Genomic DNA, 16,362 nt, shown 5'->3' with positions numbered 1-16,362 from the left:
GCCACCGAAACGTTCCGCACCGATCTTCGTCAGCGCCGCCGTCAGCGTCGTCTTGCCGTGGTCAACGTGACCAATCGTGCCCACGTTCACGTGCGGCTTGGTGCGTTCGAATTTACCCTTTGCCATGACTTTCTACCTTCTGATTCTTGTGATCGGTTGAATGGGAAAGCCGGCCACTGGCCGGCGACCCTCAGTTCTTCTTGACGACCGCTTCGGCGATATTGGCCGGCGCTTCGGCGTAGTGGTCGAATTCCATCGTGAACGTGGCGCGGCCCTGCGACATGGAGCGCAGCGTCGTTGCGTAACCGAACATCTCGCCCAGCGGAAGCATGGCGTTGATGGTCTTGCCCGACGGGCTGTCTTCCTGGCCCTGCAGGATGCCGCGACGACGGCTGACGTCGCCCATCACGTCACCGAGGTAATCCTCGGGCGTCACGATCTCGACCTTCATAACCGGCTCAAGCAACACGGGGCTGGCTTTCGCGAAGGCCTCCTTGAATGCCATGGAGCCGGCCACCTTGAACGCCATTTCATTGGAGTCCACGTCGTGGAACGAGCCGTCGACGGCCCTGACCGCGACATCCACCACCGGGAAACCGGCCAGCGGACCGCTCTTCATTGCTTCTTCGATGCCCTTGCCAGACGCGGTGACGTATTCCTTCGGCACCACGCCGCCGACGATGGCGTTCTCGAACGAGAAACCCACGCCGCGCTCCTGCGGCTCCATCTCGATGACGATGTGGCCGTACTGGCCACGACCACCGGACTGGCGCACGAACTTGCCTTCCTGCTTGACCGCTTTGCGGATGGTCTCGCGGTAGGCGACCTGCGGCTTGCCGACATTGGCTTCCACGTTGAACTCGCGCTTCATGCGGTCCACCAGGATGTCCAAGTGCAGCTCGCCCATGCCGGCGATGATGGTCTGGCCGGATTCTTCGTCGGTACGCACGCGGAACGAGGGATCTTCCTGGGCCAGGCGGCCCAGTGCAACGCCCATCTTTTCCTGGTCAGACTTGGTCTTGGGTTCCACCGCCATCGAGATGACGGGTTCCGGGAAGATCATGCGCTCCAGGGTGATGATGTGGTCCTGCGAGCAAAGCGTGTCGCCGGTGGTGACGTCCTTCAGGCCGACCGCGGCTGCGATGTCGCCCGCGCGCACTTCCTTGATCTCGCTACGCTCGTTGGAGTGCATCTGCAGGATGCGGCCGACGCGCTCTTTCTTCGATTTGACCGGGTTGTAGACGGCGTCGCCCGAATTGAGGATGCCGGAATAGACGCGGAAGAAGGTCAGCGAGCCCACGAACGGGTCGGTCATGATCTTGAACGCGAGCGCCGAGAACGGCGCGGTGTCGGTGGCCGGACGCGAATCTTCCTTGTCGTCTTCGTCGATGCCCGCAACCGGCGGACGATCGGAAGGCGACGGCAGCAGATGTACTACGCCGTCCAGCATGGCCTGCACGCCCTTGTTCTTGAACGCGCTGCCGCAGAACACGGGCACGATCTCGACTTTCAGGGTGCGCTGGCGCAGGCCGTCGATGATTTCGGCCTCGGACAACTCGCCCTCATTGAGGTACTTGTCCATCAGCTCTTCAGTAGCTTCGGCCGCAGCTTCCACCATGAACGCGCGAGCGGCAACGGCCTTGTCCAGCAACTCGGCCGGGATCTCGCGGTATTCGAACGTGGTGCCCTGCGAGGCGGTATCCCAATGGATCGCCTTCATCTTGATCAGGTCGACCACGCCTTCGAAGCCTTCCTCGGCACCAATCGGCACCTGCATCGGCACGGCGTAAGCACCCAGGCGAGCCTTCAGCTGCTCGACGACCTTGTCGAAGTTGGCGCCGGTACGGTCCATCTTGTTGACGAACGCCATACGCGGCACGGAATACTTGTTGGCCTGGCGCCACACCGTCTCGGACTGGGGCTGTACGCCGCCTACCGCGCAAAGCACAAACACGGCGCCATCGAGCACGCGCAAGGAGCGTTCGACTTCGATGGTGAAGTCAACGTGTCCGGGCGTGTCGATGATGTTGAAGCGGTGTTCCTGCATGGACTTGTCCATGCCTTTCCAGAACGCCGTGGTCGCAGCAGACGTGATGGTGATGCCACGCTCCTGCTCCTGCTCCATCCAGTCCATGGTCGCGGCACCATCGTGCACTTCACCGATCTTGTGGCTGACGCCGGTGTAGAACAGGATGCGCTCCGACGTGGTGGTCTTGCCCGCGTCGATGTGGGCCATGATGCCGAAATTACGGTAACGCTCGATGGGGGTGGTGCGAGCCACGACAGTCTCTCTTTTTTTTGTGTTTGCGGATGGCCAAACGCCGCCCGTGGGCGGCCTTCGGATTCGGCATGCGGCGGAAGTCGCCGCATGGACGCCTAGTTGGCGTCTAAAGGTCCGCTATTCAAGGCGCCAGCTGAACCACGCAGCGCCCGCGGACCGGGCAATCACCAGCGGTAGTGGGCGAACGCCTTGTTCGCTTCCGCCATGCGATGGGTTTCTTCACGCTTCTTGATGGCGCCGCCACGGTTTTCCGAGGCATCGATCAGTTCGGCTGCCAGCTTGCGCGGCATCGAGTTCTCGCCGCGCTTGCGGGCCGAATCGATCAGCCAGCGCATTGCCAGGGCCAGACGGCGCGACGAACGCACTTCGACCGGCACCTGGTAGGTGGCACCGCCGACGCGACGCGACTTGACCTCGACGGTCGGCGAGATGTTGTCCAGCGCCTTCTCGACCAGCTCAAGGGCGTTGGGGTTCTTCTCGCTGATGACTTCCATTGCGCCGTACACGATCTTCTCGGCGACAGACTTCTTGCCGCTATACATGACCATGTTGATGAAACGGGCGATGGTGTTGCTGCCGTGCTTCGGATCGGGCAGGACGGTACGCTGTGGGGTTGAGCCTTTACGGGACATGATTGCTTACCTGTTAGGACTTCGGGCGCTTGGCGCCGTACTTGGAGCGGCCTTGGCGACGCTTGGCGACACCGGAGGCATCGAGCGAACCGCGGACGGTGTGGTAGCGCACGCCCGGCAAGTCCTTGACGCGACCGCCACGAACCAGGACCACGGAGTGCTCCTGCAGGTTATGGCCTTCACCACCGATGTAGCTGATGATTTCTTCCTGGTTGGTCAGGCGGACCTTGGCAACCTTGCGAAGCGCCGAGTTCGGCTTCTTCGGGGTGGTGGTGTACACGCGCGTGCAAACGCCGCGACGCTGCGGGCACTTGTCCAGCGCGGGCGACTGGCTCTTGTAGGTCGGGGCCTGCCGCGGCTTGCGGACGAGCTGGTTGATCGTTGCCATCTTTATGGATTCTTCGGATGTAAGGCCGGAGCCTTGTGCGTGAAAATGACGGCAGGCCGCATGACGGCCCGCCGAGACAGGAAAGTATAGCTGGCAGGGCAAAAGCCCGTCAACTGACGGCTCCGGCCTGCCTGGCCCATCCCGGGCCGGAACACGGGGCGCATCCTGCGCCCCATTTCTCTGGACTTCCCCGCCGGCAAGGCCGGAAGGGCCTGCTGCTTACTCTTCGGCGTCGCCGGAGACCACATCTGCCACCGGCTCCGCAACGGCCGGGACCGCGACTTCCGCCGGAGTGGTGGAAACCAGGGCTTCCATCTCGGAATCGGTCAGGCCGGAGGCGTTCTTGCGGCGCCCGGCGTGGTAGGTCAGGCCGGTACCGGCCGGGATCAGACGGCCGACGATCACGTTCTCCTTCAGGCCGCGCAGGTTGTCGCGGGTTCCGCGGACGGCAGCCTCGGTCAACACGCGGGTGGTTTCCTGGAAGGAAGCCGCCGAGATGAACGACTCGGTGGCGAGCGAGGCCTTGGTGATGCCCAGCAGGACCGGGTCGTACTTGGCCGGCAGTTCGTTCTTGGCCAGGATCTTGACGTTTTCCTCCAGCACCCGCTGCTTCTCGGCCTGTTCGCCGTGCAGGTACTTGGTGTTGCCGGCATCGGTGATCTCGACCTTGCGCAGCATCTGGCGGGTAATCACCTCGATGTGCTTGTCGTTGATCTTGACGCCCTGCAGGCGGTACACGTCCTGGATTTCCTTGACCAGGTAGGCGGCCAGCGGCTCGACACCCAGCAGGCGCAGGATGTCCTGCGGCGACGGCTCGCCGTCCACCACGGTCTCGCCCTTGGCCACGTGCTCGCCCTCGAACACGATGATCTGGCGGAACTTGGGAATCAGTTCCTCGTGTTCGCTGCCATCGGTGTCCTTGATGATCAGGCGCTGCTTGCCCTTGGTGTCCTTGCCGAAGCTGATGATGCCCGAGCGCTCGGCCAGGATCGCGGGATCCTTCGGCTTGCGCGCTTCGAACAGATCGGCCACGCGCGGCAGACCACCGGTGATATCACGGGTCTTGGACGCTTCCTGCGGCACCTTGGTGACCACGTCGCCCACGCCGACGGCGGCGCCGTCCTGCAGGTTGACGATGGAACGCGGCGGCAGCAGGTACTGGGCCGGCAGGTCGGTGCCCGGGATGTTCAGGTCCTTGCCGGCCTTGTCGACGATACGCACGACCGGGCGCAGGTCCTTGCCCATCGAGCCACGGCGCTTGGGATCGGTGATCTCGCGCGCGGTCAGGCCGGTCAGGTCATCTGTCTTCTCGATGACGGTGATGCCGTCGACGAAGTCGATGAAGCGCACGAAACCGGTCACTTCCGACACGATCGGGTGGTTATGGGGGTCCCAGTTGGCGACCGACTGGCCAGCCTTGATGGCCGCGCCGTCCTTGACCGCAATGGTGGCGCCGTACGGCAGCTTGTAACGCTCGCGCTCGCGGCCGTGGCCGTCCAGCACCGACAGTTCGCCCGAACGGGACACCGCGACCAGGTGGCCGTTGGTGTGCTCGACGAACTTCAGGTTGTTGAACTTGATGGAACCGGTGGTCTTGACCGTGATGTTGTCCACGGCGGCCGCACGAGAAGCCGCACCACCGATGTGGAAGGTACGCATGGTCAGCTGGGTACCGGGCTCGCCGATCGACTGGGCGGCGATGACGCCGACCGCTTCGCCGATGTTGACGATATGGCCACGGGCTAGGTCGCGGCCGTAGCAATGCGAGCACACGCCGAAGTCGGAGGTGCAGGTGATGGTGGAACGCACCTTCAGGGCCTGCACGCCAGCGTCTTCCAGCTTCTGCACCCAGGCTTCGTCGAGCAGCGTGTTGCGGGTGACGATGGGATCCTCGTCGTTGCCCGGAAGGAACACGTCCTCGGCCACGATGCGGCCCAGCACGCGCTCGCGCAGCGGCTCGACCACGTCGCCGCCTTCCACGATCGGGGTCATCATCAGACCTTCGTTGGTGCCGCAGTCGACTTCGGTGATCACCACGTCCTGGGCCACGTCGACCAGGCGACGGGTCAGGTAACCCGAGTTCGCGGTCTTCAGCGCGGTATCGGCCAGGCCCTTACGCGCACCGTGGGTGGAGTTGAAGTATTCCTGGACGTTCAGGCCTTCGCGGAAGTTGGCCTTGATGGGCGTCTCGATGATCGAGCCATCGGGACGGGCCATCAGGCCGCGCATGCCGGCCAGCTGGCGGATCTGCGCCTGCGAACCACGCGCGCCGGAGTCGGCCATGATGTAAAGCGAGTTCATCGACTTTTCGTTGATCGTCTCGCCCTTGGCGTTCTGCACCTTGTCGGTACCAATGGTGTCCATCATCGCCTTGGCGATGCGCTCATTGGTACGCGACCAGATGTCGACCACCTTGTTGTAGCGCTCGCCGGCGGTGACCAGGCCGCTCTGGTACTGCTCCTGGATCTCCAGGACCTCGGCCTCGGCCTCGCCCAGGATGCCCTTCTTCTCGATCGGGATCAGCATGTCGTCGATACCGATGGAGACGCCGGCGCGCGTTGCGTACGCGAAACCGGTGTACATCAGCTTGTCGGCGAACACGACCGTGTCCTTCAGGCCCAGCATGCGGTAGCTGGAGTTGATCAGGCGGCTGATGGCCTTCTTGTTCAACTCGGTGTTGGCCAGCACGAACGGCAGGCCCTCGGGCAGGATCTCGGCCAGCAGGGCGCGGCCGATCGTGGTTTCCACGATGCTGGCCTGCTTGCTCTTGTTGCCTTCCTCGTCGGTCAACACTTCGGTGATGCGGACCTTGACCTTGGCGTGCAGTTCCACCACGCGGTTGTCATAGGCGCGCTTGACCTCGGCGATGTTGGCGAAGGCCATGCCCTCGCCCTTCTTGTTTTCCAGCGCGCGGGTCATGTAGTACAGACCCAGCACCACGTCCTGCGACGGCACGATGATCGGCTCGCCGTTGGCGGGCGACAGGATGTTGTTGGTGGACATCATCAGCGCGCGCGCTTCCAGCTGGGCCTCGAGGCTCAGCGGGACGTGCACGGCCATCTGGTCACCGTCGAAGTCGGCGTTGAATGCGGTACACACCAGCGGATGCAGCTGGATGGCCTTGCCTTCGATCAACACCGGCTCGAACGCCTGGATGCCCAGGCGGTGCAGGGTCGGCGCGCGGTTCAACAGCACCGGATGTTCGCGGATGACGTCTTCCAGGATGTCCCAGACTTCCGCCTCTTCGCGCTCGACCAGCTTCTTGGCAGCCTTGATGGTGGTGGCCAGGCCACGACGCTGCAGCTTGGCGAACACGAACGGCTTGAACAGTTCCAGCGCCATCTTCTTCGGCAGGCCGCACTGGTGCAGCTTCAGGTACGGACCGACCACGATGACGGAACGACCGGAGTAGTCGACGCGCTTGCCCAGAAGGTTCTGGCGGAAGCGGCCCTGCTTGCCCTTGATCATGTCGGCCAGCGACTTCAGCGGACGCTTGTTGGTGCCGGTGATGGCGCGGCCGCGACGGCCGTTGTCCATCAGGGCGTCGACCGATTCCTGCAGCATGCGCTTTTCATTGCGCACGATGATGTCCGGGGCGTTGAGCTCCAGCAGGCGGCGCAGGCGGTTGTTGCGGTTGATGACGCGGCGGTACAGGTCGTTGAGGTCGGAGGTCGCGAAGCGGCCGCCATCCAGCGGCACCAGCGGACGCAGGTCCGGCGGCAGCACGGGCAGCACGGTCATGACCATCCACTCCGGGCGGTTGCCGGACTCAAGGAAGGCTTCAACCAGCTTGATCCGCTTGGTCAGGCGCTTGAGCTTGGTTTCCGAACCGGTGCTGGCGATTTCCTCGCGCAGGGTCACCATTTCCGACTGCAGGTCGATGGTGCGCAGCAGGTCGTAGACCGCCTCGGCGCCCATGGCCGCATCGAAGTCGTCGCCGTGTTCCTGGCGCGCGGTCATGAACTGCTCTTCGGTCAGCAGCTGGCGGCGCTCGAGCGGGGTCAGGCCCGGCTCGGTGACCACGTAGGCTTCGAAGTACAGCACGCGCTCGATGTCGCGCAGGGTCATGTCCAGCATCAGGCCGATGCGCGACGGCAGCGACTTGAGGAACCAGATGTGCGCGACCGGCGAAGCCAGGTCGATGTGGCCCATGCGCTCGCGGCGCACCTTGGCCAGGGTGACTTCGGTGCCGCACTTTTCGCAGACAACGCCACGGTGCTTCATGCGCTTGTACTTGCCGCACAGGCACTCGTAGTCCTTGATCGGTCCGAAGATGGCGGCGCAGAACAGGCCGTCACGCTCGGGCTTGAAGGTACGGTAGTTGATGGTTTCCGGCTTCTTCACTTCGCCGAAGGACCACGAACGGATCAGGTCGGGCGAAGCCAGCGCGATCTTGATGGCGTCGAAATCCAGCGACTGGCGCTGCTGGTTGAAGAGATTCAGTAGGTCTTTCATTTTGTTTCTCCGGGTAGGAGGAAAATCTGGTGTCGAGGGAATGGCGGGCAACGGTCACGAAGCCGGCCGGCGCTTGCGCGCGACCGGCCTCGGTTCACATCACTCTTCCAGTTCCATGTTGATGGCCAGCGAGCGGATTTCCTTCACGAGTACGTTGAAGGATTCCGGCATGCCCGCGACCATCTCGTGTTCGCCGTCGACGATGTTCTTGTACATCTGGTTGCGGCCCTGCACGTCATCCGACTTGACCGTCAGCATTTCCTGCAGGGTATGCGCGGCGCCGTAAGCCTCCAGCGCCCAGACTTCCATTTCGCCGAAGCGCTGGCCGCCGAACTGCGCCTTGCCGCCCAGCGGCTGCTGGGTGACGAGCGAGTACGGACCGGTCGAACGCGCGTGCATCTTGTCGTCCACCAGGTGGTTCAACTTCAGCATGTGCATGTAGCCGATGGTGGTGTGGCGATCGAACGCTTCACCGGTGCGGCCGTCATACAGCTGGGTCTGGCCGCTGGTCGGCAGGTCGGCGAGGGTCAGCATGTGCTTGATCTCGGACTCGGCCGCTCCGTCGAACACCGGCGTAGCCATCGGCACGCCATCGGTCAGGTTGCCAGCCAGGCGGATCAGTTCGTCATCGCTGAATTCACCCAGGTTGACGCGCTGTTCGCCCAGTTTCAGGTCGTGGTTGTAGATCTGGTCGAGGAACTTGCGCAGGTCGGCGACCTTGGCCTGTGCATCGAGCATCTTCTGGATCTTGATGCCGAGGCCCTTGGCGGCCCAGCCCAGGTGCACTTCCAGGATCTGGCCGATGTTCATGCGCGAAGGCACGCCCAGCGGGTTCAGCACGATGTCGACGGTGCTGCCATCGGCGGCGTACGGCATGTCCTCGACCGGAACGATCGTGGAGACCACACCCTTGTTGCCGTGGCGGCCGGCCATCTTGTCGCCCGGCTGGATGCGGCGCTTCACGGCCAGGTACACCTTGACCATCTTCAGCACACCCGGGGCGAGGTCGTCGCCAGCGGTGATCTTGCCGCGCTTGTCGGCGAAGCGACGCTCGAATTCCTTCTCGTGCGCCTGGATCTGCTTCTGCGCGCGTTCGATGGCGTCGGAGGCGTCGTCATCCTTCATGCGCAGGGCAAACCAGTCGGCTTTCTTGAGGCCATCCAGGTACGCGTCGGTGATGGTGTCGCCCTTCTTCAGGTCAGCGCCGCCGTTGGCGACCTTGCCCACCAGCAGCGGACGCAGGCGCGCGAAGATCGCGTTCTCGAGGATGCGGAACTGGTCGTCGAAGTCCTTCTTGACGCGCTTGATCTCGTTTTCCTCGATCTGGCGCGCACGCTTGTCCTTCTCGATGCCATCGCGGGTGAAGACCTGCACGTCGATGACGGTGCCGTCCATGCCCGGCGGCACGCGCAGCGAGCTGTCCTTAACGTCGGAAGCCTTCTCGCCGAAGATCGCGCGCAGCAGCTTCTCTTCCGGGGTCAGCTGGCTTTCGCCCTTCGGCGTCACCTTGCCGACCATGATGTCGCCGGCGCGCACTTCGGCACCGATGTACACCACGCCGGATTCGTCCAGACGGTTCAAGGCCTGCTCGGACACGTTGGGGATGTCGGCGGAAATTTCCTCCGGCCCCAGCTTGGTGTCGCGGGCAACGCAGGTCAGCTCTTCGATGTGGATCGTGGTGTACCGATCCTCTTCCACCACGCGCTCGGAGAGCAGGATGGAGTCCTCGAAGTTGTAGCCGTTCCAGGGCATGAACGCGATCAGCATGTTCTGGCCCAGGGCCAGCTCGCCGATGTCGGTGGACGGACCGTCGGCCAGCACGTCGCCGCGCTCGATGACGTCTCCCACGTTCACCAGAGGGGTCTGGTTGATGCAGGTGTTCTGGTTGGAACGGGTGTACTTGATCAGGTTGTAGATGTCGACGCCGGCGTCGGTGCTGTCGCCGATCTCGCTCTCGTTGACCTTGACCACGATGCGCGCGGCGTCGATCTGCTCGATCACGCCACCACGGCGCGCGTTCACGGTCACGCCGGAGTCGCGGGCCACGGCGCGTTCGATGCCGGTGCCGACCAGCGGCTTCTGCGCACGCAGCGTCGGTACGGCCTGGCGCTGCATGTTGGCGCCCATCAGCGCGCGGTTGGCGTCATCGTGCTCCAGGAACGGGACCAGCGCGGCCGCGATGGACACGGTCTGCATTGGCGACACGTCCATGAAGTCGACCTCGCCCGGCGGCTTCAGCAGCGACTCGCCCTGGTGGCGGCACGGCACGAACTGCTCGGTCAGGCGGCTGCTGTCATCGTGCAGCGCATTGGCCTGCGCGATGACGAACTCGTTTTCCTCGATCGCCGACAGGTATTCGATCTCGTCGGTGATCTGCCCGGCCACGACCTTGCGGTACGGGGTTTCCAGGAAGCCGTAGCTGTTGGTGCGCGCGTAAACGGCCAGCGAGTTGATCAGGCCGATGTTCGGGCCTTCAGGTGTCTCGATGGTGCAGACGCGGCCGTAATGGGTCGGGTGCACGTCGCGCACTTCGAAGCCGGCGCGCTCGCGGGTCAGGCCGCCCGGACCAAGGGCCGAAACACGGCGCTTGTGGGTGACTTCCGACAGCGGGTTGTTCTGGTCCATGAACTGCGACAGCTGGCTGGAACCGAAGAACTCCTTGATCGCGGCGGCCACTGGCTTGGCGTTGATCAGTTCCTGCGGAGTCAGGCCTTCGCTCTCGGCCATCGACAGGCGTTCCTTGACCGCGCGCTCGACGCGGACCAGGCCCACGCGGAACACGTTCTCGGCCATTTCACCGACCGAACGTACGCGGCGGTTGCCCAGGTGGTCGATGTCGTCGACGGTGCCGCGGCCGTTGCGGATCTCGGTCAGGACCTTGATCACTTCCAGGATGTCGGAAGTCTCGCCCTGCGCGGCCACCAGGCGCTTGGATTCGTCGTCGTTGCGGTTGCCGAAGTACTTGTTGTCGAACAGCACCGACTCGCCGGTGACCGACTTGCGGCCGACACGGCGGTTGAACTTCATCCGGCCCACGCCCGACAGGTCGTAGCGCTCGAAGGTGAAGAACAGGTTGTGGAACAGGTTCTGCGCGGCATCCTTGGTCGGCGGCTCGCCGGGACGCATCATGCGGTAGATCTCGACCAGCGCTTCCAGCTGGGTCTTCGACGGATCGATGCGCAGGGTGTTGGAGATGTAAGGACCGCGATCCAGGTCATTGACCCACAACGTGCCCACGGCATCCACGCCGGCCTTGCGGAACTTGCCCAGCTGCTCTTCGGTGATTTCGTCGTTGGCGGTGGCCAGCAGCTCGCCGGTGGCGGCGTCGATCACGTCATGCGACAGGATGCGGCCCACGATGTAGTCGTCCGGCACGGCCAGGGCGGCGATGCCCGACTGTTCCAGCTGCTTGACGTGGCGCGCGGTGATGCGCTTGCCGGCTTCGACGATGGTGTTGTCGCCATCGGCCAGATCGAAGTTCAGGGTCTCGCCACGCAGGCGCTCGGCCACCAGCTCCAGCTGCACGCCCTCGCCTTCCGGCAGGATGTGGAAGGTGTTGATGTCGAAGAACTCATTGAGCATTTCTTCGTTGTTGTAGCCCAGCGCGCGCAGCAGGATGGTCACCGGTAGTTTGCGGCGACGGTCGATACGCGTGAACAGCGCGTCCTTCGGGTCGAACTCGAAGTCCAGCCAGGAGCCGCGGTAGGGAATGATGCGCGCGCTGTAAAGCAGCTTGCCCGAGCTGTGGGTCTTGCCACGGTCATGGTCGAAGAACACGCCCGGCGAACGGTGCAGCTGCGAGACGATCACGCGCTCGGTGCCGTTGACGATGAAGGTGCCGTTGTCGGTCATCAACGGGATTTCGCCCAGATAGACCTCCTGTTCCTTCACGTACTTGATGGCCTTGGTCGACGACTCGCGGTCGTAGATCACCAGGCGCACGGTCACGCGCAACGGCGCGCCGTAGCTGAGGCCACGGTTGCGGCACTCGCGCTCGTCGAACACCGGGTCGCCGAGCTTGTAACCAACGTATTCCAGCGCGGCATTGCCGCTGTAGCTGGAAATCGGGAACACCGACTTCAATGCGGCGTGCAGACCGTGGTCGACGCGCTTGGAAGGCTCGATGTTCTCCTGCAGGAACGAGCGGTAGGAATCGACCTGGATAGCCAGCAGGAACGGGACCTCGAGGATCGAGCGCTGCTTGCCGAAATCCTTGCGGATACGCTTCTTTTCAGTGAACGAGTATGCCATGTGACTTATCGCCTTTAGCTGGGAGCCGCGCGTCCGCGGGTCCGGGGGGAACATCTGTCCGCGGCAGGAGCCCTGCGCGGAACGGGAAAATCGTCAGTTGGAAGTCGCTGGTATTGCCGGCACCAGCACGCCTTCTCTTGCTACTTCCAACTACCAACTCGGGTTTTCAATGGATCATTTTCAACAACGACCGAAGGCCAGGGGCTTTCGCCCCCGGCCCTGGCCTGTCGCCGATGGTGCAAGGCGACGGATAGCGCTTACTTCACTTCGACAGTCGCACCGGCGGCTTCGAGGTCCTTCTTGATCTTCTCGGCGTCTTCCTTCGAAGCGCCTTCCTTGACGACGCCACCGGCTTCGGTGAGGTCCTTCGCTTCCTTCAGGCCCAGGCCGGTGATGGCGCGAACGGCCTTGATGACCTCGACCTTCTTGTCGCCCGGGGACTTCAGGATGATGTTGAACTCGGTCTGCTCTTCGACGACGGCGGCGGGACCAGCTGCAGCTGCAGCGGCGACCGGGGCGGCGGCGGAGACGCCAAACTTTTCTTCGATCGCCTTGACCAGCTCCATCACTTCCATGAGAGACTTTTCAGCGACTGCGTCGACGATCTGTTCGTTAGACAGGGACATGTTGATTACCTTTCGAAATATTTCTGGGATGGGTTTCAGTGCAGCGGTGCGAAATCAGGCCGGGTCGGCCGGGGTCTCAGCCGGGGCTTGCGCCGCTGCTTCCACCGGGGCTTCTGCCGCCGTTTCGGGTGCCGCTTCAACCGAGGTTTCAGCCGGGGCTTCCGCTGCTGCGTCAGCGACGTCGTCGCCTCCGCCCAGCTTGTCGCCCACTGCCTTGATCGCACGGGCGAACATGCTTGCCGGTTCGGCGAGCACGCGTGCCAGCATGGCCAGGGCCTGCTCGCGGGTCGGCAACGAGGCCAACACGTCGACATGGCTGGCCGGATACAACTGGCCACCCAGTGCTACGAGCTTGGGCTGCAGCTTGTCGTTACCCTTGGCGAATTCCTTGATCAGACGCCCGGCAGCACCGGGTTCTTCCGTCGAGAACGCGTACAGAAGGGGACCAACCAACGAGTCCTTGACGCACTCGTATTCGGTACCCTCGACGGCGCGCGAGGCCAACGTGTTCTTGACAACTTTCAAGTACACACCGTTCTCACGAGCCTTCTTGCGCATCGCGGTCAGCTGACCGACCGTGATGCCCGCGTACTCGGCAGCAATCAAGGAGTGGGCCTTGGCGGCGACACCTGCCAGCTCGGCTACTACTTCTTGCTTCTGAGACAGATTTAGAGCCATACACTCCTCCAAATGAACTCCGCTCACGGCTCATGCCGCTTGCGGTCCTGGGCGGTACCCCTCCGTGGGGACCGGGGATGCCGAATGGCTTCCCGGTGGTGGCCTTTCCAGAAATACTTCCAGAAGGCGGCACCATCTACGCCGGCCCGAGTCATCCATGGGAAATCCCATGGGAGATTCGAATTAAGCGACCCGCTGTATCGACGGCGACTCCGTGCCGTAACCAAGCTTCCATGCCCGTCATCGATATGCGCTGACCGCGCCTGCGGTCTTTGATAGCCATCGCGCTGGCCGAAACCTTTGCGATTGCCCTCAAATTTGTTGCGGTGAAGTCGGCCGCCGCGCGGCCCGGAAAGTCGGCGAACTGGTCGCCTGCAGAGAGTCAATGGAACTGCACTGACTCTTTGCCATTCGCAGCGCACGAAGTGCGCGACTTCACCCTTTACCGCTTTATTTCAGTGACAGCGAAGACAGGTCCACGATCACGCCCGGGCCCATGGTCGAGCTCAGCGAGATCTTCTGCAGGTAGGTACCCTTGGCGGTGGACGGCTTGGCCTTGACCAGATCCAGCAGCAGCGCGGTCAGGTTCGACTTCAGCGATGCGTCGTCGAAGCTGGCCTTGCCCAGGGTGCAGTGGATGATGCCGGCCTTGTCGGTGCGGTAGCGCACCTGGCCCGACTTGGCATTCTTCACGGCTTCGGCCGGGTTCGGCGAAACGGTGCCGACTTTCGGGTTAGGCATCAGGCCGCGCGGGCCCAACACCTGGCCCAGCTTGCCGACCACGCGCATGGCGTCCGGCGTGGCGATGACCACGTCGTAGTTCAGGTCGCCAGCCAGCATTTTCTCGGCCAGGTCGTCCATGCCCACGGCTTCGGCGCCGGCGGCGATGGCTTCATCGGCCTTGGCGCCAGCCGGTGCGAACACCGCCACGCGGACCGACTTGCCGGTACCGGCGGGCAGCACGGTGGAACCGCGCACCTGCTGGTCGGACTTCTTGGCGTCCACGCCGAGGCGCACGGCCACGTCGACGGCTTCCACGAACTTGGTCTTGCTGTTGTCCTTGACGATCTTCAATGCTTCGTCAATGGAATACGCCTTGCCCTGGGCAACGGCGGCAAGGATCGCTTTCTGTCGTTTGGTCTGTGCCATCGTCTTAGCCCTCTACCGTCAAGCCCATGCTGCGGGCCGAACCCGCAATCGTACGCACCGCCGCTTCCAGCTCGGCTGCAGTCAGGTCGGCCTCTTTCATCTTGGCGATCTCTTCGATCTGCTTGCGGGTGACCTTGCCCACCTTTTCGGTGTTGGGGCGCTTGGAGCCGGACGTGATGCCCGCCGCCTTCTTCAACAGGACGGCCGCAGGCGTGCTCTTGGTGATGAAGGTGAACGTACGGTCGGAATAGGCCGTGATGATGACCGGAGTGGGCAGGCCCGGCTCCAGCTTCTGCGTGGCGGCATTGAACGCCTTGCAGAATTCCATGATGTTGAGGCCACGCTGGCCCAGCGCAGGACCGACGGGCGGCGATGGATTCGCCTGGCCAGCCTTGACCTGCAGTTTGATGTAACCGACTACTTTCTTTGCCATCTTGATTTACTCCTGGAGTTCAAGCGTCTGCACGTCTTTCGACTGCGGGACTCCTCCGTTCGCTTTGAATCAGGGACCGCAATGGCCCCCGGCCTTTAGGCTTTCTCCACCTGGCCGAACTCGAGTTCGACCGGGGTGGAACGCCCGAAAATCAGAACAGCCACGCGAATGCGGCTCTTCTCGTAATTCACTTCCTCGACCACGCCGTTGAAGTCGTTGAACGGGCCTTCGGTGACTCGCACCATCTGGCCGGGCTCGAACAACACCTTCGGACGCGGCTTCTCGACACCGTCCTGCACGCGCTGGAGGATCGCATCAGCCTCCTCGTCGCGGATCGGCAAGGGACGATCGGCGGTACCGCCGATGAAACCCAGGACCTTGGAAGTCTCCTTCACCAGGTGCCAGCTCTCGTTGTCCATGCGCGGAATGCCGGCTTCCTCATGGGTCTCGATCTGCACCAGCACGTAACCGGGGAAGAACTTGCGCTCGGAGCGGCGCTTCTGCCCGGCGCGCATCTCGATCACTTCCTCGGTCGGCACCAGCACGTCGCCGAAGCGCTCCTGCATGTCATTGCGGACGATGCGGTCGCGCAGCGCCTGCGCCACTGACTTCTCGAAACCCGAATAGGCGTGTACGACGTACCAACGCTTCACTGCGACATTCTCCTCAACGACCGATGGTAAAGAACAGTTTCAGCAATGCCTGGATGACCCAGTCGAAGCCGCCCAACAACAGGCTGAGGATCACCACCACGATCGCCACGACCCAGGTCATGCGCATGGCTTCCTGGCGGGTAGGCCAGACCACCTTGCGCATTTCGAAACGGGACTCCACGAGGAACTCGCGGGTGTCGCGACCCTTGGCGGTGCCCAGGAAAACCAACGCGCCCAGCACCAGGCCAGCGACCACGGCCAGCGCCCGCAAGGGCGTTGCCCACTGGCCCGCGAAGTACCACCAGGCCACCAAGCCGGCGATGACCAAGGCAATCGCGACGACATATTTCACGACGTCGCCCGCCGGGGGTGAGGCGCCTTTGGAATGTTCGACCTTGCTGTTCATCCGACTCTTTTTTTGTTAGCCATCGCAGCGATTGAAGCGCTGGCTGGGTCTTCCGAATGGCGCGCCAGGTAGGACTCGAACCTACAACCTGCGGTTTTGGAGACCGCTGCTCTGCCAGTTGAGCTACTGACGCGTTTTGATTTGTTGCGAACCCTTCAGACGGCGAAGGCGGACCGATGGTTCGGCCCGCCATTCGCTGCTCCATCAAGCCGCTTGATCCCCGCCTTCGCGGGGATGACGACCTGACAAAGCCCTGCGCACTGGGCGCAGGGGTCAGGGCGTCACTTGATGATCTTGGCCACCACGCCGGCGCCAACGGTGCGGCCGCCTTCGCGGATTGCAAAACGCAGGCCTTCGTCCATCGCCACCGGGTTGATCAGCGACACCACCATCTTCACGTTGTCGCCCGG

Annotated in this window: 12 protein-coding genes, 1 tRNA gene and 1 pseudogene; all 14 read right to left on the bottom strand. The window is 63.2% G+C overall.

Annotation, left to right across the window (positions count from 1 at the left end):
* Positions 1-126: GTP-binding protein (locus DT603_RS15645; protein WP_049472805.1), on the bottom strand; the 126-nt coding region annotated here is incomplete at its 3' end.
* A 64-nt stretch (positions 127-190) separates the two neighbouring features.
* The gene (fusA, locus tag DT603_RS15640; RefSeq protein ID WP_162350921.1) at positions 191-2,281 is read right to left on the bottom strand and encodes an elongation factor G; all 2,091 of its coding nucleotides are present in this window, start codon (positions 2,279-2,281) and stop codon (positions 191-193) included.
* Between the two features lie 164 nt (positions 2,282-2,445).
* Entirely contained in the window at positions 2,446-2,913 is a 468-nt protein-coding gene (gene rpsG, locus DT603_RS15635; RefSeq protein WP_162350920.1) for a 30S ribosomal protein S7, read from the bottom strand.
* 13 nt (positions 2,914-2,926) lie between these two features.
* Positions 2,927-3,301 (bottom strand): 30S ribosomal protein S12, encoded by a 375-nt coding sequence (gene rpsL, locus DT603_RS15630; protein WP_093290174.1) that lies wholly within the window; start codon positions 3,299-3,301, stop codon positions 2,927-2,929.
* Positions 3,302-3,520: 219 nt separating this feature from the next.
* On the bottom strand, positions 3,521-7,756 hold the full coding sequence (gene rpoC / locus DT603_RS15625; RefSeq protein WP_162350919.1) for a DNA-directed RNA polymerase subunit beta': 4,236 nt from the start codon (positions 7,754-7,756) through the stop codon (positions 3,521-3,523).
* Positions 7,757-7,855: 99 nt separating this feature from the next.
* Positions 7,856-12,007 carry a DNA-directed RNA polymerase subunit beta gene (gene rpoB, locus DT603_RS15620; protein ID WP_162350918.1) on the bottom strand — a complete coding sequence of 1,384 codons (4,152 nt, stop codon included), beginning with the start codon at positions 12,005-12,007 and terminating at the stop codon, positions 7,856-7,858.
* 257 nt (positions 12,008-12,264) lie between these two features.
* On the bottom strand, positions 12,265-12,633 hold the full coding sequence (gene rplL / locus DT603_RS15615; protein ID WP_162350917.1) for a 50S ribosomal protein L7/L12: 369 nt from the start codon (positions 12,631-12,633) through the stop codon (positions 12,265-12,267).
* Positions 12,634-12,792: 159 nt separating this feature from the next.
* A pseudogene (gene rplJ, locus DT603_RS15610) lies at positions 12,793-13,311 on the bottom strand (50S ribosomal protein L10); the annotation flags it as partial.
* 450 nt (positions 13,312-13,761) lie between these two features.
* Entirely contained in the window at positions 13,762-14,460 is a 699-nt protein-coding gene (gene rplA / locus DT603_RS15605) for a 50S ribosomal protein L1 (RefSeq protein WP_162350915.1), read from the bottom strand.
* Between the two features lie 4 nt (positions 14,461-14,464).
* Positions 14,465-14,893, bottom strand: coding sequence for a 50S ribosomal protein L11 (gene rplK / locus DT603_RS15600; RefSeq protein ID WP_162350914.1), 429 nt, complete (start codon positions 14,891-14,893; stop codon positions 14,465-14,467).
* Positions 14,894-14,988: 95 nt separating this feature from the next.
* Entirely contained in the window at positions 14,989-15,546 is a 558-nt protein-coding gene (gene nusG, locus DT603_RS15595) for a transcription termination/antitermination protein NusG (protein WP_162350913.1), read from the bottom strand.
* Positions 15,547-15,559: 13 nt separating this feature from the next.
* Complete coding sequence (gene secE, locus DT603_RS15590; protein ID WP_162350912.1) at positions 15,560-15,952, bottom strand: preprotein translocase subunit SecE; 393 nt, start codon at positions 15,950-15,952, stop codon at positions 15,560-15,562.
* A gap of 57 nt (positions 15,953-16,009) precedes the next feature.
* Positions 16,010-16,085: transfer RNA gene (locus DT603_RS15585), tRNA-Trp, on the bottom strand.
* Positions 16,086-16,233: 148 nt separating this feature from the next.
* The coding region (locus DT603_RS15580) for an EF-Tu C-terminal domain-related protein (protein WP_484573160.1) at positions 16,234-16,362 on the bottom strand (129 nt) is incomplete at its 5' end.

Source organism: Pseudoxanthomonas gei (assembly GCF_010119615.1).
In the GTDB taxonomy this organism is placed as follows: Bacteria; Pseudomonadota; Gammaproteobacteria; order Xanthomonadales; family Xanthomonadaceae; genus Pseudoxanthomonas_A; species Pseudoxanthomonas_A gei.
Note: the sequence above shows the minus strand (reverse complement) of the source record. Positions and strands in the feature narration are given on the sequence as shown.